The 23,885-nt window shown below is 70.9% G+C and carries 21 protein-coding genes; 10 read left to right on the plus strand and 11 right to left on the minus strand.

All coding sequences use genetic code 11. The annotated features are described in order from the left end of the window. Positions 1 to 83 precede the first annotated feature (83 nt). Complete coding sequence (locus BM286_RS08315) at positions 84 to 1,112, plus strand: glycosyltransferase family 4 protein (protein ID WP_092921376.1); 1,029 nt, start codon at positions 84 to 86, stop codon at positions 1,110 to 1,112. 33 nt (positions 1,113 to 1,145) lie between these two features. On the opposite strand, the gene BM286_RS08320 is transcribed toward BM286_RS08315, so the two are convergent. Beyond that, positions 1,146 to 1,466 (minus strand): DUF7510 family protein, encoded by a 321-nt coding sequence (locus BM286_RS08320; RefSeq protein WP_092921089.1) that lies wholly within the window; start codon positions 1,464 to 1,466, stop codon positions 1,146 to 1,148. A gap of 106 nt (positions 1,467 to 1,572) precedes the next feature. Here BM286_RS08320 and BM286_RS08325 point away from each other — a divergent pair, with 106 nt between their 5' ends. From BM286_RS08325 to BM286_RS08340, 4 genes are all read left to right on the plus strand, one after another. Next, the gene (locus BM286_RS08325) at positions 1,573 to 2,847 is read left to right on the plus strand and encodes a Single-stranded DNA binding protein (RefSeq protein ID WP_092921090.1); all 1,275 of its coding nucleotides are present in this window, start codon (positions 1,573 to 1,575) and stop codon (positions 2,845 to 2,847) included. Then, the gene (locus BM286_RS08330; protein WP_092921091.1) at positions 2,844 to 4,508 is read left to right on the plus strand and encodes a hypothetical protein; all 1,665 of its coding nucleotides are present in this window, start codon (positions 2,844 to 2,846) and stop codon (positions 4,506 to 4,508) included. Before BM286_RS08325 ends, BM286_RS08330 begins: the two co-directional genes overlap by 4 nt. After that, positions 4,508 to 5,311: a metallophosphoesterase gene (locus BM286_RS08335; RefSeq protein ID WP_092921092.1), complete on the plus strand. Its 804-nt coding sequence runs from the start codon at positions 4,508 to 4,510 to the stop codon at positions 5,309 to 5,311. Before BM286_RS08330 ends, BM286_RS08335 begins: the two co-directional genes overlap by 1 nt. 96 nt (positions 5,312 to 5,407) lie before the next feature. After that, a complete protein-coding gene (locus BM286_RS08340; RefSeq protein WP_092921093.1) occupies positions 5,408 to 5,986 on the plus strand; it encodes a putative phosphothreonine lyase domain-containing protein in 579 nt (192 codons plus the stop codon). A 26-nt stretch (positions 5,987 to 6,012) separates the two neighbouring features. Here the strand turns inward: BM286_RS08340 and BM286_RS08345 are convergent, their stop codons facing one another. The 6 genes from BM286_RS08345 to BM286_RS08375 form a co-directional block, all read right to left on the minus strand. Then, positions 6,013 to 6,498: a PhlB family protein gene (locus tag BM286_RS08345; RefSeq protein ID WP_092921094.1), complete on the minus strand. Its 486-nt coding sequence runs from the start codon at positions 6,496 to 6,498 to the stop codon at positions 6,013 to 6,015. Next, positions 6,495 to 7,655: a thiolase family protein gene (locus BM286_RS08350; RefSeq protein WP_092921095.1), complete on the minus strand. Its 1,161-nt coding sequence runs from the start codon at positions 7,653 to 7,655 to the stop codon at positions 6,495 to 6,497. The genes BM286_RS08345 and BM286_RS08350 overlap by 4 nt, the downstream gene beginning before the upstream one ends. A gap of 71 nt (positions 7,656 to 7,726) precedes the next feature. After that, positions 7,727 to 8,491: a bacteriorhodopsin gene (locus tag BM286_RS08355; RefSeq protein ID WP_092921096.1), complete on the minus strand. Its 765-nt coding sequence runs from the start codon at positions 8,489 to 8,491 to the stop codon at positions 7,727 to 7,729. Further along, complete coding sequence (locus tag BM286_RS08360; protein ID WP_241989441.1) at positions 8,488 to 10,035, minus strand: methyl-accepting chemotaxis protein; 1,548 nt, start codon at positions 10,033 to 10,035, stop codon at positions 8,488 to 8,490. Before BM286_RS08360 ends, BM286_RS08355 begins: the two co-directional genes overlap by 4 nt. A gap of 118 nt (positions 10,036 to 10,153) precedes the next feature. Next, positions 10,154 to 12,499 carry a DNA mismatch repair endonuclease MutL gene (mutL, locus tag BM286_RS08365; RefSeq protein WP_092921097.1) on the minus strand — a complete coding sequence of 782 codons (2,346 nt, stop codon included), beginning with the start codon at positions 12,497 to 12,499 and terminating at the stop codon, positions 10,154 to 10,156. A gap of 604 nt (positions 12,500 to 13,103) precedes the next feature. Continuing rightward, positions 13,104 to 14,237, minus strand: coding sequence for an ABC transporter ATP-binding protein (locus BM286_RS08375; RefSeq protein ID WP_092921099.1), 1,134 nt, complete (start codon positions 14,235 to 14,237; stop codon positions 13,104 to 13,106). Between the two features lie 262 nt (positions 14,238 to 14,499). Here BM286_RS08375 and BM286_RS08380 point away from each other — a divergent pair, with 262 nt between their 5' ends. From BM286_RS08380 to BM286_RS08390, 3 genes are read left to right on the plus strand one after another with little or no spacing between them, the layout of a single operon-like run. Further along, positions 14,500 to 15,753: an extracellular solute-binding protein gene (locus tag BM286_RS08380; RefSeq protein ID WP_174548999.1), complete on the plus strand. Its 1,254-nt coding sequence runs from the start codon at positions 14,500 to 14,502 to the stop codon at positions 15,751 to 15,753. A gap of 21 nt (positions 15,754 to 15,774) precedes the next feature. Next, entirely contained in the window at positions 15,775 to 16,770 is a 996-nt protein-coding gene (locus BM286_RS08385; protein ID WP_092921100.1) for a carbohydrate ABC transporter permease, read from the plus strand. Then, positions 16,767 to 17,828, plus strand: coding sequence for a sugar ABC transporter permease (locus BM286_RS08390; RefSeq protein WP_092921101.1), 1,062 nt, complete (start codon positions 16,767 to 16,769; stop codon positions 17,826 to 17,828). The genes BM286_RS08385 and BM286_RS08390 overlap by 4 nt, the downstream gene beginning before the upstream one ends. Positions 17,829 to 17,858: 30 nt before the next feature. On the opposite strand, the gene BM286_RS08395 is transcribed toward BM286_RS08390, so the two are convergent. Further along, a complete protein-coding gene (locus BM286_RS08395) occupies positions 17,859 to 18,890 on the minus strand; it encodes a glutathione S-transferase family protein (RefSeq protein WP_092921102.1) in 1,032 nt (343 codons plus the stop codon). A 566-nt stretch (positions 18,891 to 19,456) separates the two neighbouring features. Here BM286_RS08395 and BM286_RS08400 point away from each other — a divergent pair. Further along, positions 19,457 to 20,740, plus strand: a complete 1,284-nt coding sequence (locus BM286_RS08400; RefSeq protein WP_092921103.1) for an NAD(P)/FAD-dependent oxidoreductase — start codon at positions 19,457 to 19,459, stop codon at positions 20,738 to 20,740. Positions 20,741 to 20,770: 30 nt separating this feature from the next. Here the strand turns inward: BM286_RS08400 and BM286_RS08405 are convergent, their stop codons facing one another. The 3 genes from BM286_RS08405 to BM286_RS08410 form a co-directional block, all read right to left on the minus strand. Next, positions 20,771 to 21,187, minus strand: a complete 417-nt coding sequence (locus tag BM286_RS08405; protein WP_092921104.1) for an Hsp20/alpha crystallin family protein — start codon at positions 21,185 to 21,187, stop codon at positions 20,771 to 20,773. 4 nt (positions 21,188 to 21,191) lie between these two features. After that, positions 21,192 to 21,347: a DUF7559 family protein gene (locus BM286_RS15605; RefSeq protein ID WP_167603372.1), complete on the minus strand. Its 156-nt coding sequence runs from the start codon at positions 21,345 to 21,347 to the stop codon at positions 21,192 to 21,194. Positions 21,348 to 21,444: 97 nt separating this feature from the next. Further along, positions 21,445 to 21,840 (minus strand): hypothetical protein, encoded by a 396-nt coding sequence (locus BM286_RS08410; protein WP_092921105.1) that lies wholly within the window; start codon positions 21,838 to 21,840, stop codon positions 21,445 to 21,447. A gap of 124 nt (positions 21,841 to 21,964) precedes the next feature. On the opposite strand from BM286_RS08410, the gene BM286_RS08415 reads away from it, so the two are divergent. Beyond that, positions 21,965 to 23,818 (plus strand): radical SAM protein, encoded by a 1,854-nt coding sequence (locus BM286_RS08415; protein ID WP_092921106.1) that lies wholly within the window; start codon positions 21,965 to 21,967, stop codon positions 23,816 to 23,818. Positions 23,819 to 23,885 lie beyond the last annotated feature (67 nt).

Genomic DNA, 23,885 nt, shown 5'->3' on the forward strand with positions numbered 1-23,885 from the left:
GTCCTCCTTTCGCGACCCGACTCACGAGGGGCATACCTAAGTACCGACTCCCGAAACGGAGGGGTATGCCGCCGAGCGTACTCATGCTGGGGTGGGGGTTCCCGCCGAACATCACCGGCGGGCTCGACGTCCACGTAGGGGAACTGTTCACCGGGCTGCGCGACGACCTCGACGTCGACGTCACGCTGGTGTTGCCGGCGGAGTTCGCGCCCGACGACGAGCCGGGGCTCGAACCCGTCGAGACCGGCGAGGGCGACGTCGCGGCCCGCGTGGGAGAACTCTCCGATCGGTTCGCCGAGCTCGCGCCCGACCACGACCTGATCCACACCCACGACTGGTTCGGGTACGGACCCGGTCGCGCCGCCGCCCGCGAGTCCGACGCGACCTGGATCTCGTCGTTCCACTCGCTGGCGAGCGACCGCAACATCGACCCGCCGAGCCGCGAGGTCGAGACCGAGCGTCGGCTCGCGAACGCCGCCGACACGAACATCGCGGTCAGCGAGATCGTCCGCGAGGACATCAAGGAGCTGTACGACGCTGACTCGCGGGTCGTGTACAACGGCTTCTCCACGCCGAAGTTCTCCGGGAAAGACGTGCGCGCGGACCTCGGTATCGACGGCGAGATGCTGTTCTTCGTCGGCCGTCACACCGACCAGAAGGGGATCTCGCATCTCCTGTACGCGACCAAGAAGCTCCGCGGCCGCGACGTGACCCTCGTCGTCGGCGGGTCGGGTCACCAGACCGAGCAGCTGAAGCGGTTCGCCGAGCTGCTCGGCATCGACGACCGCGTCGAGTTCGTCGGCTACGTCCCGGAGGCGGAGCTGGGCGACTACTACGCCGCCTCGGACGCCTTCGTCTCGCCCTCGTACGCCGAGCCGTTCGGGATCACGATCACGGAGGCGCTGGAGGCGGGGACGCAGGTCGTCGCGACCCCCTCCGGCGTCGCCGAGGTGCTCCCCGACGGCTGCCTCGTCGAGGTCGAGACGGACTCGGAGTCTATCGTCGACGGGCTCATCGAGGCGCTCGACCGTGAGGAGCCGCCGCAGTACGAGCGCCGCGAGTGGTCCGACGTCGCCGGGGACACGCTCGCGGTGTACGAAGACGTCGCGTAGGCCGCGACGCCCGGGTCGAACCCCGGAACCGGGTTACGCTTCGTCGCTGCGGTACACGTCGAACTCGGTCGCCGTCTCGGGGTGGCTGATCCGGAACCCGTCGGCCGTCTCGACCACGCCGCGGGTGCTTCCGGCGCCGCCGCCGTACGGGCTCTCCTCGCCGTCGATCCCGCTCCCGCCCTGGTACGGCGAGGTGTACGGCGACCCCGACACGGGCTCGTCGAAGCTCTCCGGCGGGAGGTAGATCCGCTCGCCGCTCTCGGACCGGACGACGACGGCGACGTCGCGGGTCCCGGTCACGTCGATGACGGTTCGCTCCCCCGTGACGCGCGCGTCGATGTCGATCTCGTCCATGCCGCACGTTGCGGACGGGAGTGGCTTAGCAGTACCGGCGTCGTTCGGGTTCCGGCCTCACCCCCGTGGTGAATCCTTTTGTGCGGCCGCGCCGAACCTCGCTTCGATGGATGTCAACAGCCATGCCGAGGAGCTCGCCTCCGACCTCGGCGTCGACAAAGAGGAGGTCAAAGCCGACCTACAGAACCTACTGGAGTACAGCGTTCCCATCGACGAGGCGAAACAGAGCGTCCGCCGGAAACACGGCGGCGGTGGCGGCGGGTCGTCGCCAGCGCCCGACGCCGTCGACGTCGGCGAGATCACGACCGACAACGACGGCGTGACGGTGACGGTCCGCGTGCTCACGCAGGGGACGCGCACGATCCGGTATCAGGGCGACGACCTCACGATCCGCGAGGGCGAGGTCGCGGACGGGACCGGCGTCATCTCCTACACCGCGTGGCAGGACTTCGGCTTCGAGCCGGGCGACTCGCTCACGATCGGCAACGCCGGCGTCCGCGAGTGGGAGGGCGAGCCGGAGCTCAACCTCAACGACTCGACCACCGTCGCCATCGCGGACGAGGAAGTCGAGGTGGATCACGAGGTCGGCGGCGACCGCAGCCTCGTCGACATCGCGGCCGGCGACCGCGGGCGAAACGTGGAGGTCCGGGTGCTGGAGGTCGACGAGAAGACCATCTCCGGGCGCGACGGCGAGACGGACATCTTAGAGGGCGTCGTCGGCGACGAGACCGCGAAGCTCCCCTTCACCGACTGGCAGCCCCGCTCCGAGATCGAGGCCGGCGCCGACCTCCGGATCGAGGACGTGTACGTCCGGGAGTTCCGGGGCGTCCCCTCGATCAACCTCACCGAGTTCTCGACCGTGACGCCGCTGCCCGACCCCGTCGAGGTCGCGGAGGACGCCCCGCGCCTCTCGGTCGCCGACGCGGTCGGCTCCGGCGGGATGTTCGACGTCGAGGTCGTCGGTAACGTCTTGGAGGTCCGGGACGGCTCCGGGCTGATCGAGCGCTGTCCGGAGTGCGGCCGCGTCGTCCAGAACGGCCAGTGCCGGAGCCACGGGGACGTGGACGGCGAGGACGACCTGCGCGTGAAGGCCATCCTCGACGACGGCACGGACACGGTCACGGTCGTCCTCGACGACGAGCTCACCGCCGAGGTGTACGGCGGCGGCCTCGACGACGCCCTCGACGCCGCGAAGGACGCGATGGACAAGGCGGTCGTGGCCGACGACATCGCCGACTCGCTCGTGGGCCGCGCCTACCGCGTCCGCGGGAACCTCTCGGTCGACGACTACGGCGCCACCCTCGACGCGGTCGAGTTCGAGCTCGCGGCCGACGACCCGGCCGCACACGCCCGCGCCGCACTGGCGGAGGTGGGCGAATGAGCGACGACGGGCCGGGCGCCCGAGAGGTCGCCTACCGGGTGTTCGCGGCCGAGTTCGACGACGCGTCCCTCTCCTACTCCGAGAGCGACGAGGAGCGCGCGCCGAACTACGTCGTCACCCCGACCGGCGCGCGGGTGAACCGCCTGTTCACCGCGGGCGTGCTCACGGAGGTCGAGCGCGTGAACGACGAGACGCGCCGCGGCCGCGTCGTCGACCCCTCCGGCGCGTTCGTCACCTACGCGGGCCAGTACCAGCCGGAGGCGCAGACCTTCCTGGAGCGCGCCGAGCCGCCGGCGTTCGTCGCGCTCACGGGCAAGGCCCGCACCTTCGAGCCCGAGGACTCCGACCGGGTGTTCACCTCCGTCCGCCCGGAGAGCCTCAACGAGGTCGACGCCGACACCCGGGACCGCTGGGTGGTCTCCGCGGCCGAGGCCACGCTCGACCGCCTCGCGGTGTTCGCGACGGCGTTCGACTCCGACCTGCGCGGCGACGACCTCCGCGCGGCGCTGGAGGCGGGCGGCGCCCCCGCCCCGCTGGCCGCCGGGATCCCGAAGGCGCTCGACCACTACGGCACCACCGCGGCCTACGCCGAGGCGGTCCGCCGGCTCGCGGTCGACGCGCTGGAGATGATCGCGGGCGACCGCGACGAGGTCCGGCCCCTCGAACTCGCGCCCGACGAGGGAGAGCCGACGACGATCGGCCCGCTCCCGGAGACCGACGTGACGGTCGACGCGTCGGCGGCGACGGCCGCGGGCGACGCCGCCGACGACGGGAAACCGACCGCCGAGTCGACCCCGCCCGCCGGCGAGGGCGACGCCGAGGCTGCCGATTCCCAGTCGATCGGCGAATCGGCGTCCGACGACCCCGGCGAGACCTCGACGGCCGAAGCGTCCGAGCCGGCGTCGGCCTCGGCCGCCGAGTCCGAATCGCTCGGCGACGCCGACGCCACCGCCGAGCCGGCCGACACCGATACATCCGCCGAGCCGGCCGACGCGCCCGACGAGACGACGGCCGGTGAAGCGACCGACTCCGGCGCGACCGACTCCGGCGCCGCCGACGCGGCGAGCGACGACGGCGGGCTCGGCGACTTCGACGCTGGCGGCGACTCGGAGGCGGCGTTCGACGCCGGCGGGGACTCGGACGCGGACCTCGATCCGGACGCGGACCTCGATCCGGACGCGGACGCCGACGACATGTACCAGCTCGACGACGAGGAGCGCGAGGAGATCGAGTCCGAGTTCGGCACCGACTTCGCGACCGGGACCGAGGTCGACGAGCCGGGCGAGGCCGATATCGACGTGCCCGACCCGGAGGGGCTCGCCGAGGGGGCCGAGGACTCCGCCGCGGCCGCGGACGAGCCGGTCGGATCCGAGAGCGACGAAGCCGCCGCAGCCGAGGAACCCGCGACCGACGACGCGGAGCCGGGCGCCGGCGGGGACGCGGACGAGGCCGGCGACGCCGACGACGTGGACCTCGAGGCCGCGGCGGTCGCGGCGATGGACGACCTCGACGACGGCGACGGTGCGCCCCGTGAGGCGGTCGTCGAGCGCGTCGCCGACGAGCACGGCGTCGAGCCCGGCGCGGTCGAGGACGCCGTCCAGGACGCGCTGATGAGCGGCCAGTGTTACGAGCCGGGCGACGGGCTGCTCAAGCCGATCTGATGGGCGACGCGCCAGCGGTCGAGCCGGTCGTCGGCCAGCCCGCGGCCCTGGCCGACCTCGGCGCGGAGCGCGCGCTGCTCGTCGCCGACGTCCACGCCGGCATCGAGGTCGGCCTGCGCTACGAGCGCGGCGTCGAACTGGACTCCCGCGCCGACGAGCGGCGCGAGCGCCTCGTCGACCTGATCGTCGAGACCGACGCCGACCGGCTCGTCGTCCTCGGCGACCTCGCGCACCGGATCGGGGCGCCCGACGGCGACGAGCGCCAGGAGCTGGCAACGCTGATATCCGCCGTTACCGACCGCGTCCCGATGACGCTCGTCGAGGGGAACCACGACGCGGGGGTCGCGGCGGCGTTCGCGGACGACCTCGACGCCATCGGTCCCGAGGGGGGAATGCTCGGCGAGGTCGGAGGCCCGATGTCCGGCGTCGCCGTCTGTCACGGCCACACCTGGCCCGATCCCGCGCTCCTCGACGCCGACGTGGTCTGTACCGGCCACGAGCACCCCCAGGTCCGGCTGGAGGACGCGGTCGGCGGCTCGCGCGTCGAGCGCGCGTGGCTCCGCGGGGAACTCGACCCCGCGGCGTTCACCGAGGCGGGCGAGGGGGCCGACCCCGGCGAGGACGCCCGCGACGCCGCTCCGCCCGAGCTCGTCGTCTTCCCCGCGTTCAACGAGCGATCGGGCGGGACGTGGGTGAACGTCGAGGGGCAGTCGTTCCTCGCGCCGTACCTCCCGGCGGCGCTGCCGACCGCGGACGCGTACCTGCTCGACGGGACCCGACTCGGCGACTACCGACGGGTCTGAGCGCCGCGGGCCGGCCCCCTCGGCGCGCCGTCGCGGGCGAGGGCCGTTTTCCACGCGAGCGGGAGCGTTTTGCCTCGCGACGCGCGATCCGTTTCCATGGTCACCGACCGCTCCCCGAGCGAGATCGACGAGCCGGGATGGCACTGGCTCCGCGTCAAACACGTCACCGGATTCCCGCGACAGGCCCGCGACGGCTACTTCCCGAAACACGGCGTGACGCGGCCGGCGGCGACGACCGAGGCGAATCTACCGGAGATCGACCGAGAGCGAGAGGGATCGCTCCCGGCCGACCCCGAGACCGTCCGCGACGTCGACCGGCTCGCGCTGGAGACGACGTACCTGAGCGGGAAGTGGCTCGTCGAGCGCCCCGCCGAGACGGTCGACGGGCTCTGGGAAGCGGTCGTCGACGACGTCGAAGCCGGGCGGTTCTGGGACGCGAAGGTCACGACCCGCGCCGGCCGCGAGGCGTTCGGCGAGACGGCCCACGCCGTGCTGGTGTTCACGCCGAACTACTTCCACCGGGCGGACGTCGACCGGGTGCGACGCCGACTCGGAGAGGTTCACGGGGCGACCGAGGAGATCCGGTACCGACCCGACGTGTACACGCTCGACGGGGTCCACGAGGAGCGGCTCGGCCCGCTCGGTGACTCCGGCGCGGCGCGGTTCCGGGCCTGAATCCCGAGCCGCAGGGAGCGGTCGGACTACTCGACCGGGCGGAACCGGAAGCCGTCCCACGCCTGGCTCTCCGGCTCGCGGATGCCGGCGCCCGGTTCGCGCAGTTCGTCGGCGTAGACGGGCTCGACGCGGTCGCCGATCTCGACGTCGAACTGCTCGCCGCCGTCGCCCTCGTCTCCGTCGCTTCCACGACCTGCCTCGCCGCGCTCGGCGATCTGCCCGAGCGCGCGGACCGGCGGGCCGTCGTACTCGTCACCCATCTCGAACTCGACGATGGCGAGGGTGTTCGGCTCGCGGACGCCCGGCGGCGTCGCGGTCGAGGTCGTCCACGTGACGACGCGCCCCTCGTACTCGCGGAGGTCGACGGTCCCGACGCGCTCGGCGCCGTTCGGGCTCACGGTGTGTGGCGGGTAGGTGACCGTCCCGTCCGCGTACTCCGCCGCCTCGAAGGTCGGCTCCGCGCTGTCCCCCTCGGTCGTGCCGTCGCTTTCGGCCGCGTCGTTGTCGCTCATTGGCTGCCCTCCAGAACGGTGGTGGTCACGCAGTTCCCGAACCCGCCGACGTTACAGGCGAGCCCCGTGTCGGCCTCCACCTGTCGCGGGCCGGCGTTCCCGGTGACCTGCTGGTAAATCTCGTACACCTGTGCGACGCCGCTGGCCCCGAGCGGGTGGCCCTTCGACTTGAGCCCGCCCGAGGTGTTGATCGGGAGCTCGCCGTCGCGGTCGGTGACGCCCTCCTCGACCGCCTTCCACCCCTCGCCCTTCTCGAAGAAGCCGAGGTCCTCGCTCTGGAGGAACTCGAGGATGGTGAACATGTCGTGGAGCTCGGCCACGTCGACGTCGTCCGGGGAGATCCCGGCCGTCTCGTAGGCGATCTCCGAGGAGTCGACGACGCCGCCCATCGTCGTCGGATCGGCGCGTTCGTGGACGACGTGCGTGTCAGTCGCGCCGCCGATCCCGCTGATTACGGCGTAGTTGCCGCCGGGGGCGTACTCCTCGGCAACGGACTCTGGGCAGAACACGAGCGCCGCGGAGCCGTCCGTGATCGGGCAGAAGTCGTACAGCCGGAGGGGGTCCGCGACGACCGGCGAGTCGAGGACCGTGTCGAGGTCCACCTCTTTCTGAAACTGCGCGTGGGGGTTGTCCACGCCGTTCCGGTGGTTCTTCACCGCGACCTTCCCGAGGCTCTCGCGGGGCGCGTCGTACTCGTCGAGGTACAGCCGCGCGGTGAGCCCCGCGAACGAGGGGAGTGTGACGCCGTGTTTGTACTCGGCCGGGTGCGTGAGCGACGCGATCACGTCGGTCGCCTCCGACGTCGTCCGGTGGGTCATCTTCTCGCCGCCGACGAGCATGGTGAGGTCGCTCGCGCCCGAGGCGACCGACTGCCACGCGGCGTACACGCCCGCGCCCCCGGACGAGGAGGTCTGGTCGATCCGCGCGGTGTAGGCCGGCTGGGCCGCCAGGTCGTGGGCGAGGGCGTTCGGGACGCCGGTCTGGCCCTCGAACTCGCCGCTGGCCATGTTCGAGACGTACAGGTGCTCGAGGTCGTCGCCGTCGACGCCGGCGTCGTCGAGCGCGGCCGCGCCCGCCTCCGCCAGCAGCTCGCGCACCCAGGCGTCGCGCTGCCCGAACCGGGTCATCGACGCGCCGACGATCGCTACGCGTTCCATACGCCCGGGTCGACCGCGGTCGCCTAAAACGTACCTCTCCGCGGTCGGCCGGGACGGCCCCTCGTCCCGGTTCAGTCGGCCGCGGTCGGGGCGTCGTCGCCGGTCGCGACGGGAGCCTCGCCGCCCACTGCGGGACCGTCGCCTTTGGCCGCCGCCCGCGAGTCCGTCACGTCTATGAACGCCTGCCGCCGGGCGTAGAAGAAGTAGACGTACGGCACCTTCGCCAACACGTCGAGGAAGGCGTACGTCAGCGCGGCGCCCACCGCCCCGGTGAACCCGATACCCGCCGGGCCCATCAGCCAGACGAACGGGTAGGCGAGCCACAGCAGCCCGACGTGGTTCTTCAGTAGGCTGAACAGCCCCCGTTGCATCGGGTCGTCGGGGATACCTCCCGGGAAGATCACGTACAGGTACGCGAACAGCGAGACGTGGAACAGCGCGGAGACGCCGAACAACGCCCACTTGAGCGTCCCGCCGCTCACGACCGCGGCGGCACCGAACACGATCATCAGCGCGTCCGCGATCATCACGCCGGCGATGGCGCGACGCGACGCGCCGGCGGTGTACCCGATGAATCCGACCAGGAGCGGCGTGGTGACGACCCAGTCGACGTAGCGAAGGCCGACGAGTTCGGCCCCGTTGACCGTGACCGTCCCGATCCCGAGCGCCATCCCGACGTAACTGAGTCCGGCGAACCCGGGGATAACGGCCAGCGCGGCCAGCCGCGTGCGCGCCCTCGACCCCTCCAGCTTCGCGTACAGCGCCGCGGTGATCCCGACTCCGATGAGGAAGGCGACCGCCGCCAGCCAGTACGCACTGGTGACGGCACCGGTCATCGCGCACCCCCGTCGGTCGTCGCCCGCGAGTGCGCCGTCCCGGACTCGGCGGCCGGGCCGCCTGAGGCGGCCTCGCCCTCCTCGACGGTGAACGCGGCGACCCGGTCTTGAAGCGTCGTCACGGCGTCGGTCTGGAACGCCCGCAGCGAGTCGGACACGTCCTCGACGACCGACTGTCCCTCCTGGATCTCCGTCGCGGCCTGTTCCGCCGTCTCCGCGGTCTCCGTGCTGATATCCGTGATATCGTCGACGGAGTCGGCGGTGTCCTGTACCGTGTCCGCCTGGTCCGCGGTCGTCCGGCGGATCTCGGTGAGCGACCCGCTGATCTCGTCGACGGAGTCGGCGATCGACTCGATGTCGGAGAGCGTCGACTCCACGGTGTCGGTCCCGGTCTGGACGCGCTCCTGCGTCGAGCGGATCGACACCGTCACCTCCTCGGTCTGGTCCGCGATGTCGTCTATCATCTGGTCGATCTCGTTCGCGCGGGACTGCGTCTCCTCGGCGAGCCCCTTCACCTCCTCTGCGACCACGCTGAACCCGTCGCCGGAGCCGTCCGCCCGGGCCGCCTCGATCGAGGCGTTCAGCGCGAGCATGTTGGTCTGTTCCGCGATCTCGCCGATGATGTCGACGATCTCGGTGATCTCTTCCATTCCGTCTTGGAGCTGCTCGACGCGGTCGACGGCGCGTTCAGCCTCCGACTCGACCTCGGCCATCTCGTCTAGGGCGCTCTGCGAGGAGCTGCGGGCGTCGTCGCTGGTCGCCGCCACCGCCTCGCTCCGGTCCGAGAGGTCGTCGACGGTCGCCGCGATCTCCTCGGCGGACGCGCTGATGTTCTCGACGTCGGCGGCGATCGACTCCAGCTCCGCGCGCTGGTCGCTCGCCTGCCCGCGAATCGTCGTGGCGCTCTCCGTTGCGTCCGCGACGCGCCGCTCGACCTCGCCGCTCATCTCCGCCATCTCGCCCGCGTCCGCCTCGATCCGGTCGGCCATCTCCCGCACCGTCTCGACCGTCCTCTGGAGGTCGTCCATCATCCGGTTGAACGATTCCCCGACGGTCGCGAGGCTCTCGTCGCTCTCGTCGACGTCGACGCGGCGCGTGAGGTCGCCGGTCGCGGCCTCCTCCATCACCTCGGCGTACCGCTCCGCGGTCCGCCGGTACCGGTCCGCCATCTCCGTCGCTTCGGCCCGCGCGTCCTCCAGCTCGTCTTGCGTCCGTTCCATCTCCGCCAGTCGGTCCTTCAGCGAGACCCGCATCTCCTCGATCGACCCGGCCAGCTCACCGAACTCGTCGGTCCGGGTGGACCGGACCTCGCGGTCGATGTCGCCGTCGGCGACGCGCCGCGTCTGCGCGCCGATCTCTGTGACGCTGGCGATCGTCTCGGCCGCGTTGATCGACCCCAACGTCAGCAGTCCGGCGACGGCCGCGACGACCGTCGCGTTCGCGTCGTCGGTGACCACCCCGACGGCGACGATGAACGCCCCCGTCGCGACGTACCCGACGCCCAGTTTCGCCCCGTAGCTGTCTTTCACCGCTGCGATCGGCATGTGACCGATCAGGGAAACCAACGTGTTAAACCGACGCCTCTCCATATCAATCGTGATATTCAGGCGCGTTGCCGGTCCCAAATTCTGGGCACTTTCCGCCGAAGCCCCGATCGTCTCGCTACTCCGCGCGTCGCCCGCCGTGGCCCGGGTAGTCGCGCTCGAACCGCGACCCGATCTCGTCGCGGTCGAGCCGGATCACCACCGGCCGCCCGTGCGGGCAGGCGTAGGGGTTCTCGCAGTCGTCGAGCCGGTCGAGCAGGTCGACGACCCGCCCCTCGGTCAGCGAGGTGTTCCCGGTGACGGAGGGGTAACACGCGAGGTCGGCGAGCAGCTCGTCGACGACGTTCGCGACCGGCTCGTCGCCCGCGGCGGCGTCGTCGACCAGCGCGGAGAGGACGTCGCGCAGGAGGTCGGGGTCGAGCGCGGCGTCGAAGACGGCGGGGACCGCCGTCACCGCGACCTCGCGCTCGCCCGCGCGTTCGGCCCGGAACCCGATCGCGGCGAGGTCGTCGACGAACTCCTCGAACAGCGCCGCCTCGCGCGCGGTCAGCTCGATGCGGACCGGCTCCGCGAGCGCCTGCGCGTCCGCGCCGTCCGCGAAGGTCGCCGTCAGCCGCTCGTAGTTCACCCGCTCGTCGGCCGCGTGCTGGTCGATCAGCACGAGTCCGTCGGGCGCCTCGGCGACGACGTACGTCCCGTGGAGCTGTCCCAGCACCCGCAGCGAGGGCAGCGAGTCGAACTCGCGCTCGCGCTCGGTCGCCTCGCCGTCGAGGGTCCGCTGTCGCGCGGCGGATCGGGGTCGGGCATCCGACCGCCGCGCGTCCTCGCCGGTCGACACTTCCCTGCCGCCCGCCATTCCGTCGCGGTCAGGTCCGTCGCCGTCCGGTCCGTCACCGAGCGACGGGGAACCGTTCGAGTCCTCGACGCCCGAGGCGTCGGCGTCGCGGTCGACCGCGTCGCTCAGGGCCTCGGCGTCGTCGGCCTCGCCCCGGGCGCCGACGTCGGTCGGTCCCTCCGGGTCGCGCTCCGTCGCGTCTTCCTGCCAACTCCGCGGAGAGGGGCGGTCGCCGCTCGCGTCGTCGCTCGCGCCCCCGTCCAGCCCGTCGACCGCCCACGCCGCGTCGTCGTCGGGGTCCAGCTCGGTCGGCGTCGCGGAGTCGACGGCGTCGGACTCGGACGCGTCGGTGTCGGCTTCGCTTCGGGGGCTATCGCCGTCGTCACCCGAATCGGGTCGCGAGCCGGGACCCGCGGACTCTGTCGACTGCGCGGATTCGGTCGACCGCGGAGACCCGCGCCCCTCGCGCGCGGCGCGCTCGTGGTCGGTGTCCGCGCCCCCGACCGCCTCGTCGGCCGGCGTCTCGGGATCGACGGCGGTCTCGTCCGGCGCCGACTGCCCGCGGGGCGCGGTCGACCGGACCAGGCCGTGGTCGAGCAGGGCCTCCTCGACGGCCGCCTCGACCGCCGACCGGACCGCCGACTCCTCGTCGAACCGCACCTCCAGCTTGCGCGGGTGGACGTTCACGTCGACGTCGCCGGACGGGACCTCGACGAAGAGGACGGCGAACGGGTAGCGGTCGGGGGCCAACTGGCCGCCGTAGGCGTCGAGGGTCGCCTCGCGGAGCGCGCTCGCGGTGACGTACCGGCCGTTGACGTACGTCGAGAGGTAGTCGCGCGTCGAGCGCGCCGTCTCCGGGTGTGAGACGAGCCCCGTCACGCGCTGGACCGGCGCGTCGTCTCCCGTCCCGTCCTCGTCCCTGTTGTCCCCGCCGTCGGGCGTCCACTCGACGTCGATCATCGACTCGGCCACCTCGCGGCCGTAGACGGCGAGGACGGCCGAGCGGAGGTCGCCGTTCCCCTCGGTCGCGAACGTCTCGCGGCCGTCGTGTTCCAGCGAGACCGCGACGTCGGGGTTCGCAAGCGCGTAGCCGGTCACGACCGTGTTCACGTGGTCGAACTCGGTGGCGGTCCGCTTGAGGAACTTCTCGCGGGCGGGCGTGTTGAAAAAGAGGTCGTCGACCTCCACGGTCGTCCCCGCGGGACAGCCGGCGGGGCGCACCTCGCCCACCTCACCGCCCTCGACGGTGATCTCCGCGCCCGCCTCGGCGCTCGGGGGTCGCGATCGGACGGTGAGCCGCGAGACCGCGCCGACCGTGTACAGCGCCTCGCCGCGGAAGCCGAGCGTGCCGACGCCGCGGTCGAGGTCCTCGATGTCCCCGATCTTCGAGGTGGCGTGCTCGGCGACGGCCGCCTCCAGCTGGTCCGCGGGGATGCCGACGCCGTCGTCGCGGACGCGGATCCCCTCGGTGCCGCCCGACTCGACCGACACCGCCACGCGGCTCGCGCCCGCGTCGAGGCTGTTCTCGACCAGCTCCTTCACGACGCTCGCGGGCCGCTCGACGACCTCGCCGGCCGCGATCCGCTGGACGGTCCGCTCGTCCAACCGCTCGATGTCTGGCGGCTCCATGTTACCGTCCGTCCGACGAGCGCGCACTTCAAGCCGTTGTCGCCCGCGGCGACGCGAGACGGACTGAAGCCCGGCGAGCATGCCCTTTATAAACAAATGCGGTGGCGCGTGCCTGCGAGCGGCCGACAGGCCGCGAGCAGCCCGCGCGAGGGAGTCGGGCGCGCCGAGGGCGACCGGAGGGAGCCCGACGGACGCGCCCGACGAGGCTGGGGAGGCGAGAGGTGCCGTGCTGTGCGGGGCGGGACTCAAAGGGGCGGCCGCGAGGACGAAGCACGGCGACGTAAGCACCGCAGCGAAGGAGCGGTAGCGACTGAGCGAGGAGCGCAGCGAGCCGCGCGAGTCCTCGCGGCTGGGGCTTTGGAGTTGTTCACCGCCGTTCAGCGGTCAGTTATTTATAAGCGAGCGACAGGGGTTTCGGAGGTGTTCGCCGTCGATCCGGTATCAACCATCTATAAACAAGCGGCTTGGGCAGTGGAAGGGGCCACCGCAGCGTCAGCAGTTTTCAAGCAGATATACTGGGTTCTGATAGCGTTCGATCTCGGCACGGGGAGAAAGTACGAACGATCGGTTCACACGCCGGCGCCCTATCCGAAAACCGGCCCACCTAAGCGACCGCGGCCGCGATCTCCTCGTCGGTGAGGAACACGTCCTCGCCGGTCTCGGGGTCGAACAGGTGGATGTCCTCCTCCGCGAAGGAGACGCCGACCTCGTCGCCGGCTTCCGGCTTCACGTCCGCGGGCGAGCGCGCGAGGAAGTCCTCGGTGACGGTGAGGTGTACGTAGTTGTCGGAGCCGATCGGTTCGACGACCTCCACCGTTGAGCGCAGGTTCCCCTCGCCGTTCGGCGACTCGTCGAGGACGATGTTCTCCGGCCGGATACCCAGCGTGTACCGGCCGTTCCGGAGGTCGTTGCCCCGGACGTACTCCGGCGAGAGGCTGAGTTCGAACCCGGCGTCCTCGTTCCGAATCGTCGCCGTCGTCCCGTCCGTCTCCACGTCGACGTCGAGGAAGTTCATCGACGGCGAGCCGATGAAGCCGGCGACGAACTCGTTCACAGGGTTCTGGTACACCTCGGTGGGCGCGCCGACCTGCTGGAGCTCCCCGTCGTTGAGGATGGCGAGGCGGTCGCCCATCGTCATCGCCTCCTCCTGGTCGTGGGTGACGTACATCGCGGTGACGCCGAACTCCTTCTGGAGCTTCTGGATCTCCGCGCGCATCTCGGTGCGGAGCTTCGCGTCGAGGTTCGAGAGCGGCTCGTCGAAGAGGAACACCTCGGGCTCGCGCGCGATGGCCCGGCCGAGCGCGACGCGCTGCTTCTGCCCGCCGGAGAGCTCGTCCGGCTTGTCGTCGAGGAGGTCCTCGATACCCATCATCTCCGCCATCTCGCGGACGCGCTCGTGGCGCTCCTCCGTCGTCATGTCGGTGCTCATCTTGAGCCCGAACGCCATGTTCTGCCGGACCGTCTTGTGCGGGTATAACGCGTAGTTCTGGAACACCATCGCGACCGGGCGCTCCTTCGCGTGGACCTCGGTGATGTCCTCGTCGTCGAAGCTGACGGTGCCCGACGTGGGCTCCTCGAGACCCGCGACCATCCGGAGCGTGGTCGTCTTCCCGCAGCCCGAGGGCCCGACCACCGTCACGAACTCCCCGTCGTCGATCTCCAAGTCGAGGTCGTCGACCGCGACGATGGTTCCCCGGTCGAACTCCTTCCGGAGCGTATCGAGCGTGACGCGTGCCATTTCCCTGAAGACCGGCCCGACGGCATATGAGTTCTTTGCTGTTTTTCTGATATATGGTGAATAATCTCTTCTCAAATATTGGACGCGCGTCGTCGCCGCCCGATCGGACCGTTGGCGAGGCCGCTCGCCGGCCGGAGCGATCGCCGTCGAATCAATTCGGATCGATGATTGATCCGGGTCGACCCGGATCAATCCGGATCGATCGGGACGTATCCCAAACACTAAATGTATGAAAATATAGTTCATCATTTGTTCTAGTCACATGAACGAGAAACGTAGAACGCTGCTCAAGGCGATGGGGGGATCGACTGCGCTCGCGGGGCTCGCGGGCTGTATCAGCACCGGTGGCTCCGGCGGGGACGGTTCCGACGGCTCCGACGGCGGCGACGCCGGGGGCACCGCGACGCTGTGGACCGACCTCTCCGACGGCGAGGACGAGGCCATGTCCGCGTACATCGACGAGTACGAGTCCGAGAGCGGGGACACGATCGACAAGAACGAGCCCGGCGGCGAGCTCGACCAGCAGCTCGAGACCGCCATCCCGTCCGGCGAGGGCCCCGACTCGTGGATCTGGGCGCACGACTGGATCGGTCGGTTCGCGGTCCGCGAGGAGCCGCCGTTCCTCTACGACGCGAGCGACGACGTCGACGCCTCGCTCGACGTGTTCACCGAGACCGCACAGGAGGCGGTCCAGTTCGACGGCGCGCTCCACGGGCTCCCGTTCGCGTCGGAGACGGTCGCGCTGTTCTACAACGAGGACATGGTCGACGAGCCGCCGGAGACGCTCGACGACATGATCTCGACCATGGACGAGTTCCACAATCCGGAGAACGGGGAGTACGGCCTCTCGTACCCCGTGACGAACCCGTACTTCGTCAGCGGGTTCATCCAGGCGTACGGCGGCGACATCTTCGACACCGAGAGCCTCGAGAACGACCTCGACAGCGAGGCGTGTAAGCGGGGCATGGACGCGCTCGAACGGGTGTCCGACTACGTGCCGGCCGACCCCGGCTACGAGTCGCAGATCGTCGCGTTCGCCGACGGCGCCGCGCCGTTCGCGATCAACGGCCCGTGGGAGATCGCGAACCTGAGCGAGGAGATCGAGAACCTCGGCGTCACCACGCTCCCGACCATCGACGGCAACAACCCGCGGACGTACTCGGGCATCCAGACGTTCTACTTCAGCGCGATGCTGTCGGACGCCGACCAGTCGACGGTCGACGCCGCGACGGGGCTCGCAGAGTGGTACACCACCAACGAGGAGATCATCCAGACCAACGCCGAGGAGCAGGGGTACATCCCCGTGCTCTCCTCGGTCGTCGAGGACGGGAACCTCTCCGAGGACGTCCGGGCGTTCGCCCAGCAGGTCGACCACGGTGTCCCCATCCCGACTCACCCGAACATGAACGCCGTCTGGACGCCGCTGACCGAGGCGCTGACCCGCGTCTTCAACGGCAACCAGGAGAGCGGCCCGGCCCTCGACCAGGCGGCCTCGGAGATCCGGGAGAACCAGTAGGCGACACCCGCTCTACCCACCATGGCTTCCTCACAACTCGACGTCGGCGGCGGCGGGCTCTCGCGGCTCCGGTCGGCGCTGCCGTTCTCCGGCCACGACTGGGGACTGCTGCTCGTCATCCCCGGCGTGATCCTCTTCTCCAGCTTCATGCTGTACCCGATCGTCTACCTGTTCTACATCTCGCTGACCGACGCGACGTTCGCCGGCTCGGTGATCGGCGGCGGCGCCGAGCTGATCGGGCTGGCGAACTACGCGCAGCTGCTCCGGGACCCGCAGTTCTGGTCGTCGATGTCGACGACCTGGTTGTTCGTCGCCGTCTCGCTCGTGGTCAAGGTGTTCGTCGCCGTCGGCATCGCGCTGCTTCTGAACCACGCGCGGGTCGTCGGGAAACGCTACATGCGCGCCGCGGTGATCGTCCCGCTGGGGTTCCCCGGCATCTTCACGATCACCGTCTGGCGCGGGATGTTCAGCGACGCCCGGTTCGGCGTGTTCAACACGGTTCTGGGCCGGTACAACGAGTTTATGTCGGCGCTGTCGGCGCCGCAGGTCCTCCTTTTCGACGTGCCGATCGGCTTCCTCAGCGGCCGCTGGGAGGCGTTCTTCGCGTACGTCACGACCGAGGTGTGGCTGGCGTACCCGTTCATGGTGATCATCATCGTGAGCGCGCTCCAGGACGTGCCCGAGTCGCTCCACGAGGCCGCGATGGTCGACGGCGCCGGGTGGCTCCAGCGGTTCCGGACGGTGACGCTGCCCGCGATCAAGGGGCCGGTGCTGTTCGCCTCTATCCTCACCGCGGCGACGTCGTTCCAGCAGTTCCTGATCCCGTGGGTGTTCAACCGGGGCGGCCCGGCCAGACAGAACGAGCTGATCATCGTGTACGGCTACCGCGAGGCGATCAGCTTCAACGAGTTCGGGCTCTCCGCGGCGATCCTCATCGTCGCCATCGCGTTCGTCGGGCTGTTCATGCTCGTCGCCGTGCGCTACGGCGGCCTCGCCGAGGGGGTGGGTGAGCAATGAGCGCGATCCGCTCGTTCGCGGCGCTCGTCGCCGCCAAGCTGGTCGCGTTCGCGACCGCCCCCAAGCGGTTCGTCGTCACGGTCCAGCGGGCGATCTACGACCTCCGCACCGGGAAGCGCACCCCATGGGACGTCGCGAAGAGCGTCCTGATGACGCTGTTCGGCCTCGCGATGGTGCTGGTGCTGCTGTTCCCGCTGTTCTGGATCTTCGCGGCGTCGCTGGCCGAGGGGACGCGGCTGTTCACTACCAGCGGCATCTTCCCGGACCCGTCGACGTACAACCTCGGCGCGTACCGGTGGGTGATCTTCGAGTCCGACTTCTTCTTCGTCGACGGCGACTGGGGGTACCCCCAGCTCGTTCTCGGCGGGAGCGGCGGGCTCGTGAGCTTCCGGTGGGCCGGCACCGAGACCGGTCCCGGCGCGGTGTTCAACAGCCTCTACATCGTCAGCGTGACGCTCGCGGCCGGGTTCGGGATGATCGTCCCGGCCGCGTACGCGTTCTCGCGCCGGAAGTTCGTCGGCCGCAAGCGCATCCTCTACGGCTACGTGCTGTTCACGCAGATCGGCGCCGGGCTGTCGATCGCGACGCTCGTGGCGCTGTACTCGCTGTTCAGCAGCTACGGGCTCACGAACAACCTGTTCGTTCTCGGACTGTTCTACGCCGCGTCGGCGATCCCGTTCAACACGTGGCTACTGAAGACGTACATGGACAACATCCCCGTCTCCTACGAGGAGGCGGCGATGGTCGACGGCGCGAGCTTCTTCGACACGATCCGGGAGGTGATCCTCCCGCTGACGAAGCCGGGGCTCGCCGTCGTCCTGATCTTCGTCTGGCTCGCCGGCTGGAACGAGTTCATCATCGCGCAGACGCTGCTGCGCCCCGAGAACTACCCGCTGTCGGTGGAGCTGTACAACATCGCGACCGAGGGGCGGTTCTCGACGCCGTGGACTCGCTTCGCGGCGTTCGCGAACCTGTTCGCGCTGCCGGTCGCGATCGTCTACTTCGCGGCCCAGCGCTCCGTCGAGGACGGCCTCTCGTTCGGCGGAATGGAGGGGTAGGCGGTCCGAGCGCGGTCCGTCGTCCGCCGCTCAGTCGTCCGCGGTCGGCGTCGGCGCCTCGCCGCCGAGCCGCTCGCGGTCGTGGGGGGCCTCGAAGTCGAGGTCGGGGCCGCGCGCGACGATGCCCGAGGGAGTCACGTCCGGGTGCGTGGTGTAGTAGTGCTCCTTGATGTGCTCCATGTTCACCGTCTCCGCGACGCCCTCGGTCTGATAGAGGTCGCGAAGGTACGGCCAGAGGTTGTCGTACTGGTGGATGAACTTCCGGTTACACATGAAGTGGGTGTGGTACACCTGGTCGAAGCGGATCAGCGTGGTGAACATACAGATGTCCGCCTCAGTGAGCGCGTCGCCGACGAGGTATCGCTGATCGGCGAGCCGCTCGTCGTACCGGTCGAGCGCGTCGAACAGGTCGTCAATCGCCTCGTCGTAGGCGCTCTGGGAGGTCGCGAACCCGGCGCGGTAGACGCCGTTGTTGATCGGTTCGTAGATGTCGGTGATGACCTCGTCGACCTCCGCGACGGTCGCGTCGTCGTCCGCGTCGGGCAGCAGCGAGACGCCGTTACCGAGGCCGGTGAACGCGGTCGAGAGGGTTCGGAGGACCTCGCGTGACTCGTTGTTGACGATGGTCTCCTCCTCTTTGTCCCACAGCACGGGGACGGTCACCCGGCAGGTGGCGTCGGGGTCGGCCTCGACGTACAGCTCGCGGAGGTAGTCGCTGTCGTGGAGGTGGTCGGGGGTACAGCCCTCCTTCTCTGGGGTGAACTGCCAGCCGTCCTCGTCGCGGTACGGGTCGACGACCGAGACGCCGATGGCGTCTTCGAGGCCGAGCAGCGACCGCGCCAGCAGCGTGCGGTGCGCCCACGGGCAGGCGTACGAGACGTACAGGTGGTACCGGCCGGCCTCCGGCTGGAACCGCTCGTCCGGCTCCGCGTCGACGTGGTCGGGCACGTCGCTGCCCGCGACCCAGTTCCGGAAGGTGGTCTCGCCCCGCTGGAAGGCGCCCTCCTCGTCGGTCGCCTCGTAGGTGTCCGTGCGCCACTCGCCGTTCACGAGCTGATTCATACACCATAGTTGGGCTTCGGCCCATATAACGTGGGCGGGGACACGCGTGTCACCCGTCGGACGAACGGTCGGCTATCGGACTTTGCGTTCGATGGTTATAACTGAGCGACGATTGGCCGACGGCCGATACCGCCAGAGCCCCAGCCGCTTGCTTATAAGTCGCTGCTGGTAGATCGGCGGTGAACGCCGCCAAAGCCCCAGCTGGGAGGCCGGCGCACACTCGTTGCGCTCCTCAGTCGCTCGCTTCGCTCGCTCCCTGCGGTGCTGACGTCGTCTGCGCCGGCCTCCCGGCCGCCCCTTTGAGTCCCACCCCGCCCCGCACAGCGACCGCACCTCACGCCTCCCCAGCCTCGCGGCTCACGCGTCGCGGCTGCGCCGCTCGCGTTCGCCGCGTCTAGCGAGGGACCGAAGGTCCCTCTGGCGGCGCGTAGCGCCGGCGACCTCGCGCGGACTCCTCGCGGCCTCCGCTTCGCTCCGGCCGCTCGCAGGCACGCGCCGCCGCATCTGTTTATAAAGAACTACGATCGTCCCGGTGGCTTTTCATCGTCGCTCGCGTGTCCAGACCCATGACCGAGGAAGGCGAGTCCGCGCCGACCGTCGCGGTCGTCGGCGGCGGCGCGGTCGGCGTCACGGCGGCTCACGACCTCGCGGCCCGCGGCGCCGACGTGACGCTGTACGAGCGCGACGAGTTGGCGGCCGGGAGCTCCGGGCGCGCGGCGGGCGTCCTCTACGACGCCTACGCCGAGGACGTCGACGCCGCCGTCGGCGCCCGCGCGCTGGAGCGGTTCCGCGCGTTCGACCGGTCGCTGCCCGGCTTCTCGTTCTCGCCCTGCCCGTACGTGATCGCGGTCCGCGAGGGCGACCCCGACGCCGACGCCGTCCCGGCGATGGTCGAGCGCATGCGCGCCCACGGCCGCGAGGTGTCGCTCGTCGACCCCGACGCGCTCGGCGAGCGGTTCCCCGCGCTCCGGACCGACGACCTCGCCGTCGCCGCGGTCGCGGAGGGGGCGGGGTGGACCGACCCGCCGAGCTACGTCCGCGCCCTCGGCCGCCGGGCCGCCCGCGAGGGCGTCGCGGTCGAGACGGAGACGCCGGTCGCGCTCGGCCCGCGGACCGACGCGGGGCGCGAGATCCGGGGCCGCGACGCCGGCGCCGACGGGAATTCGGGGGCCGAAACGCGCGCGTTCGACGCGGTCGTCGTCGCGGCCGGGGCGCACACGCGGTCGCTGCTCGCGGACGCCGGCGTCTCGGTCCCGGTCGTTCCCTACCGCGTCCAGGCGCTCGTCTGCCCCGAGCCCTACGACGGCCCGATGGTCTACGACGCCACCGCGGACGCGTACCTCCGCCCGCACCCGGACGGGCTGCTCGCGGGCGACGGCACGGAGCCGGTGCCGGCCGACCCCGACGGCTACCGGCGCGAGGCGGACGACTGGTTCCGCGAGGACGTCGCGGCCGTCCTCGACGAGCGGCTCGGTCGCGACGGTCGAACCGAGCAAATCGATCCCGACGCAGACGTCTCGCGGTCGTGGGCCGGACTCTGTACCGCGACGCCCGACGGCGACCCGCTCGTCGGGCCGGTGGACGCGGACGAGACCGCGGGCCGCGACTCGATCGGCGCTCCTGCCCCCTCCCTATTCGTCGCCGCCGGCTGGCAGGGCCACGGGTTCATGCGAGCGCCCGCGATCGGCGAGACCGTGGCCGAGGGCGTGCTGGCGTCGCTCGCGGGCGTCGCGTCCGACGCGCCGGACTCGCCGTGGATCGGCGCGTTCGACCCGGCGCGGTTCGACGGCGACGAGGCGTTCGAGATCGCGGAGGGGATGTCGCTGTCGAACCGGACCGAGGGGGAGTAGCCGGGCGGAGCGGGGGCCCGACGGGCGCGGTCAGTCGTCTTCCTCGACCACGTCGACGTCGCTCGACCCGCCGCGTTTGGGGATCTCGACGTGGAGCGTGCCGTTGCGCGTGAGCGTCGCGTTCGCGCCCTCGGGCGTCACGTCGGCGTCGCGCGGGAGGTCGACGCTCCCGGACAGCGAGACGCCGCGGCCGGGGAAGACGAGGTCGTAGCCGTCGTAGAAGTCGCGGAAGCGTTCGAGGCTCACTTCGACGGTGCGGTCGAGGAAGGTGACGTCGACGTCCTCGCCGCGGACGCCCGGGGCGTCGAAGACGACGAGGTACGCGTCGTCGCTCTCGAGGAGGTCGGACGAGAGCGGGCGGCGCTCCTGGACGCGGCCCCACCCGCGGCCGACGCGTTCGAGGGCGTTCCGGAGCGCCGACCGACCGGTCTCGACGAGTCGGCTCACGGGCTCACACCTCGATTTCGACGAGGTTGCTCCCCCCGCAGTACGGACACGAGAGGTCCTCGACCGCGTGGTCGTCGGGCACGTCGTACGTGTAGTGGTTCTCGAACATGTCCAGCTCGCAGTCGTCGCTGACGCACTTGACCTCCATCGTCGATGGCATATACGGTCGTAGTGCCGGCGAGGGCTTAAACGGCGTGGCGGCGGCGACTCGGGGGCCCGAAACGCGACGGCGATCGGCGCTCCGCGCGACGGGCCGGTCAGAGCCCCGCGCCGCGCATGCGCTCCGGAACGACGGTCCGCTCCGCGAGCAGCGCGAGGAGGACCCCGGATGCGACGCCGGCGGCGAACCCTGGCCCGTACGGGAACAGGCTCGGCGCGAACGCCAGCGCGACGCCGAGCCAGACGATCGCGACGAGGACCGCCGCGCCCGCTGCGACGGACGCCAGCGTCTCGTACCGGTCCGGCGGGAGCCGGTCCCGAGCCAGCCACGCGGCCGGTCCGACGAGCAGGGCGGTGACGACCGCCCACGCGGCCGCGGCGCTCCACGGGCGCGGGTCGGCGGCGCGGAACTGACCCGCGGCGAAGACGCAGACCGCGCCGGTCACGAGGAGCTGTACGATACGCCGCCGGCGAGCTGGCGTCTCGGAGGGCACGGGTGACGGTTTCGGCCGTTCCGACATAAGCGACCGCCCGCCGCGGTCGGTCCGCCCGCCGCCTCTCCCGTCCGCTCCGCCGTTCCGCACGCTTTTCCCCTTTCGGCCGACTACGGACGGTAACATGACCGATTCGCCCGCGTCGGCTCGGGGGTCGCTCCCGGCCGACCCGAACGACCTCTCCGTCACCATCGTCGACGGGTACGTCGACGAGCCGGCCCACTTCGGCGTCCCGCCGTACCTCTCGACGTACCCCCGGTACACGGCCGGCGCGCTCGTCGACGCCGGCGTCCCGGAGTCCCGGATCACCTACCACACCATCGACGAACTCCGCGAGGACCGGTCGAAACACGCCGACGTGGCGGACGCCGACCTCATGGTGTACGTCGGCGGCATGACGGTGCCCGGGAGCTACGTCGGCGGCACGCCCGCGGAGCCGGACGAGGTGCGCGAGCTCGGCTGGACCGCCGACGGCGTGACCCTGCTCGGCGGCCCGGTGCGGTTCGGGGTCGGCGAGGAGAACGCGGGCGCACAGGAGACGCAGCGCGACGACCTCGACTACGACTTCGTCGCGATGGGCGACGTCGAGGCCGCGGCCCACGACCTCGTCCGCGAGGGGTTAGAGGGGTACGGCAACCGGATGCGGACGAACGAGGAGGTCGACCGCTGGGCCCGGCAGGGGGCGTTCGTCGTCGAGCAGCACCCGAACCACCCCGACTACCTCATCTGCGAGATGGAGACCTCGCGCGGCTGCGCGTACCGCTGCTCGTTCTGTACGGAACCCCTGTACGGCGACCCGGCGTTCCGCGCGGCGCGGTCCGTCGTCGACGAGGTCGACGCGCTCTCGGACCGCGGGGTGCGCCACTTCCGGCTCGGTCGGCAGGCCGACATCCTCGCGTTCGGCGGCGACGGCGAGGCGCCGAACCCGGACGCCTTGCGGGAGCTGTACGGCGGGATCCGCGAGGTCGCGCCCGACCTCCGGACGCTCCACCTCGACAACATGAACCCGGTGACGATCACCGACTACCCGGAGGCGTCGCGGGAGGCGATCCGCGTCATCGCGGAGCACAACACCCCCGGCGACACGGCCGCGTTCGGGCTCGAATCGGCCGACCCGGTCGTCCAGGAGGAGAACAACCTGCTCGTCACCGCTGAGGAGTGTTTAGCGGCCGTCCGCGTCGTCAACGAGGAGGGCGGCTGGCGCCCGGGCGACGCCCCCGAGACGACGCCGGGCGACACGTCCCGAGTCACCGGTCCCTCGACCGGCCCTGACGCCTCGCCGCGGCTGCCGAAGCTGCTCCCCGGGATCAACCTCGTCCACGGGCTGACCGGCGAGCGCCCGGAGACGTACGAGCACAACAAGCGGTTCCTCCAGACGGTGTACGACGAGGGGCTGATGCTCCGCCGGATCAACATCCGGCAGGTGATGGCGTTCGCCGGGACGGAGATGGCCGAGACGGGCGCGGACATCGCGCAGGAACACAAAGACCAGTTCCAGGCGTACAAGCGGGAGGTCCGCGAGACGATCGACAATCCGATGCTCGACCGCGTCGTCCCGCCGGGGACAGTCCTGCCCGACCTCCACCTCGAGTACCACCAGGACGGCAAGACGTTCGGCCGCCAGCTCGGGACCTACGCGCTCCTCGTCGCGGTGCCGGGCGAGCGCGAACTCGGCACGGCGATCGACGTGGCGATCACCGACCACGGCTATCGCTCCGTGACCGGCGTCCCGTATCCGCTCGACGTCAATTCGGCCTCGATGGACGAGCTGACGGCGATACCGGGGATCAATCGGAACACGGCCGGCGACGTCGTGGTCGGCCGCCCCTACGAGTCGGTCGATGCGGTCGACGCGGGCGTCGCGGACCTCGCGGCGTACGCGATCGCCGGCGACACCGACGTGCCGATCCCGGGCCGCGACCGCCCCGGCTCCGGGCCCGGCCCGGCCGCCCGGTCGTCGCTCGGTCGCGGGGACTGAGCGGTGTCAGCAGACGACCCCGGCGACGCCGACCGCCTCGACGACCCCGACGACGCCGACCGCCTCG

It is taken from the genome of Halorubrum sodomense (assembly GCF_900111935.1).
Taxonomy (GTDB): Archaea; Halobacteriota; Halobacteria; order Halobacteriales; family Haloferacaceae; genus Halorubrum; species Halorubrum sodomense.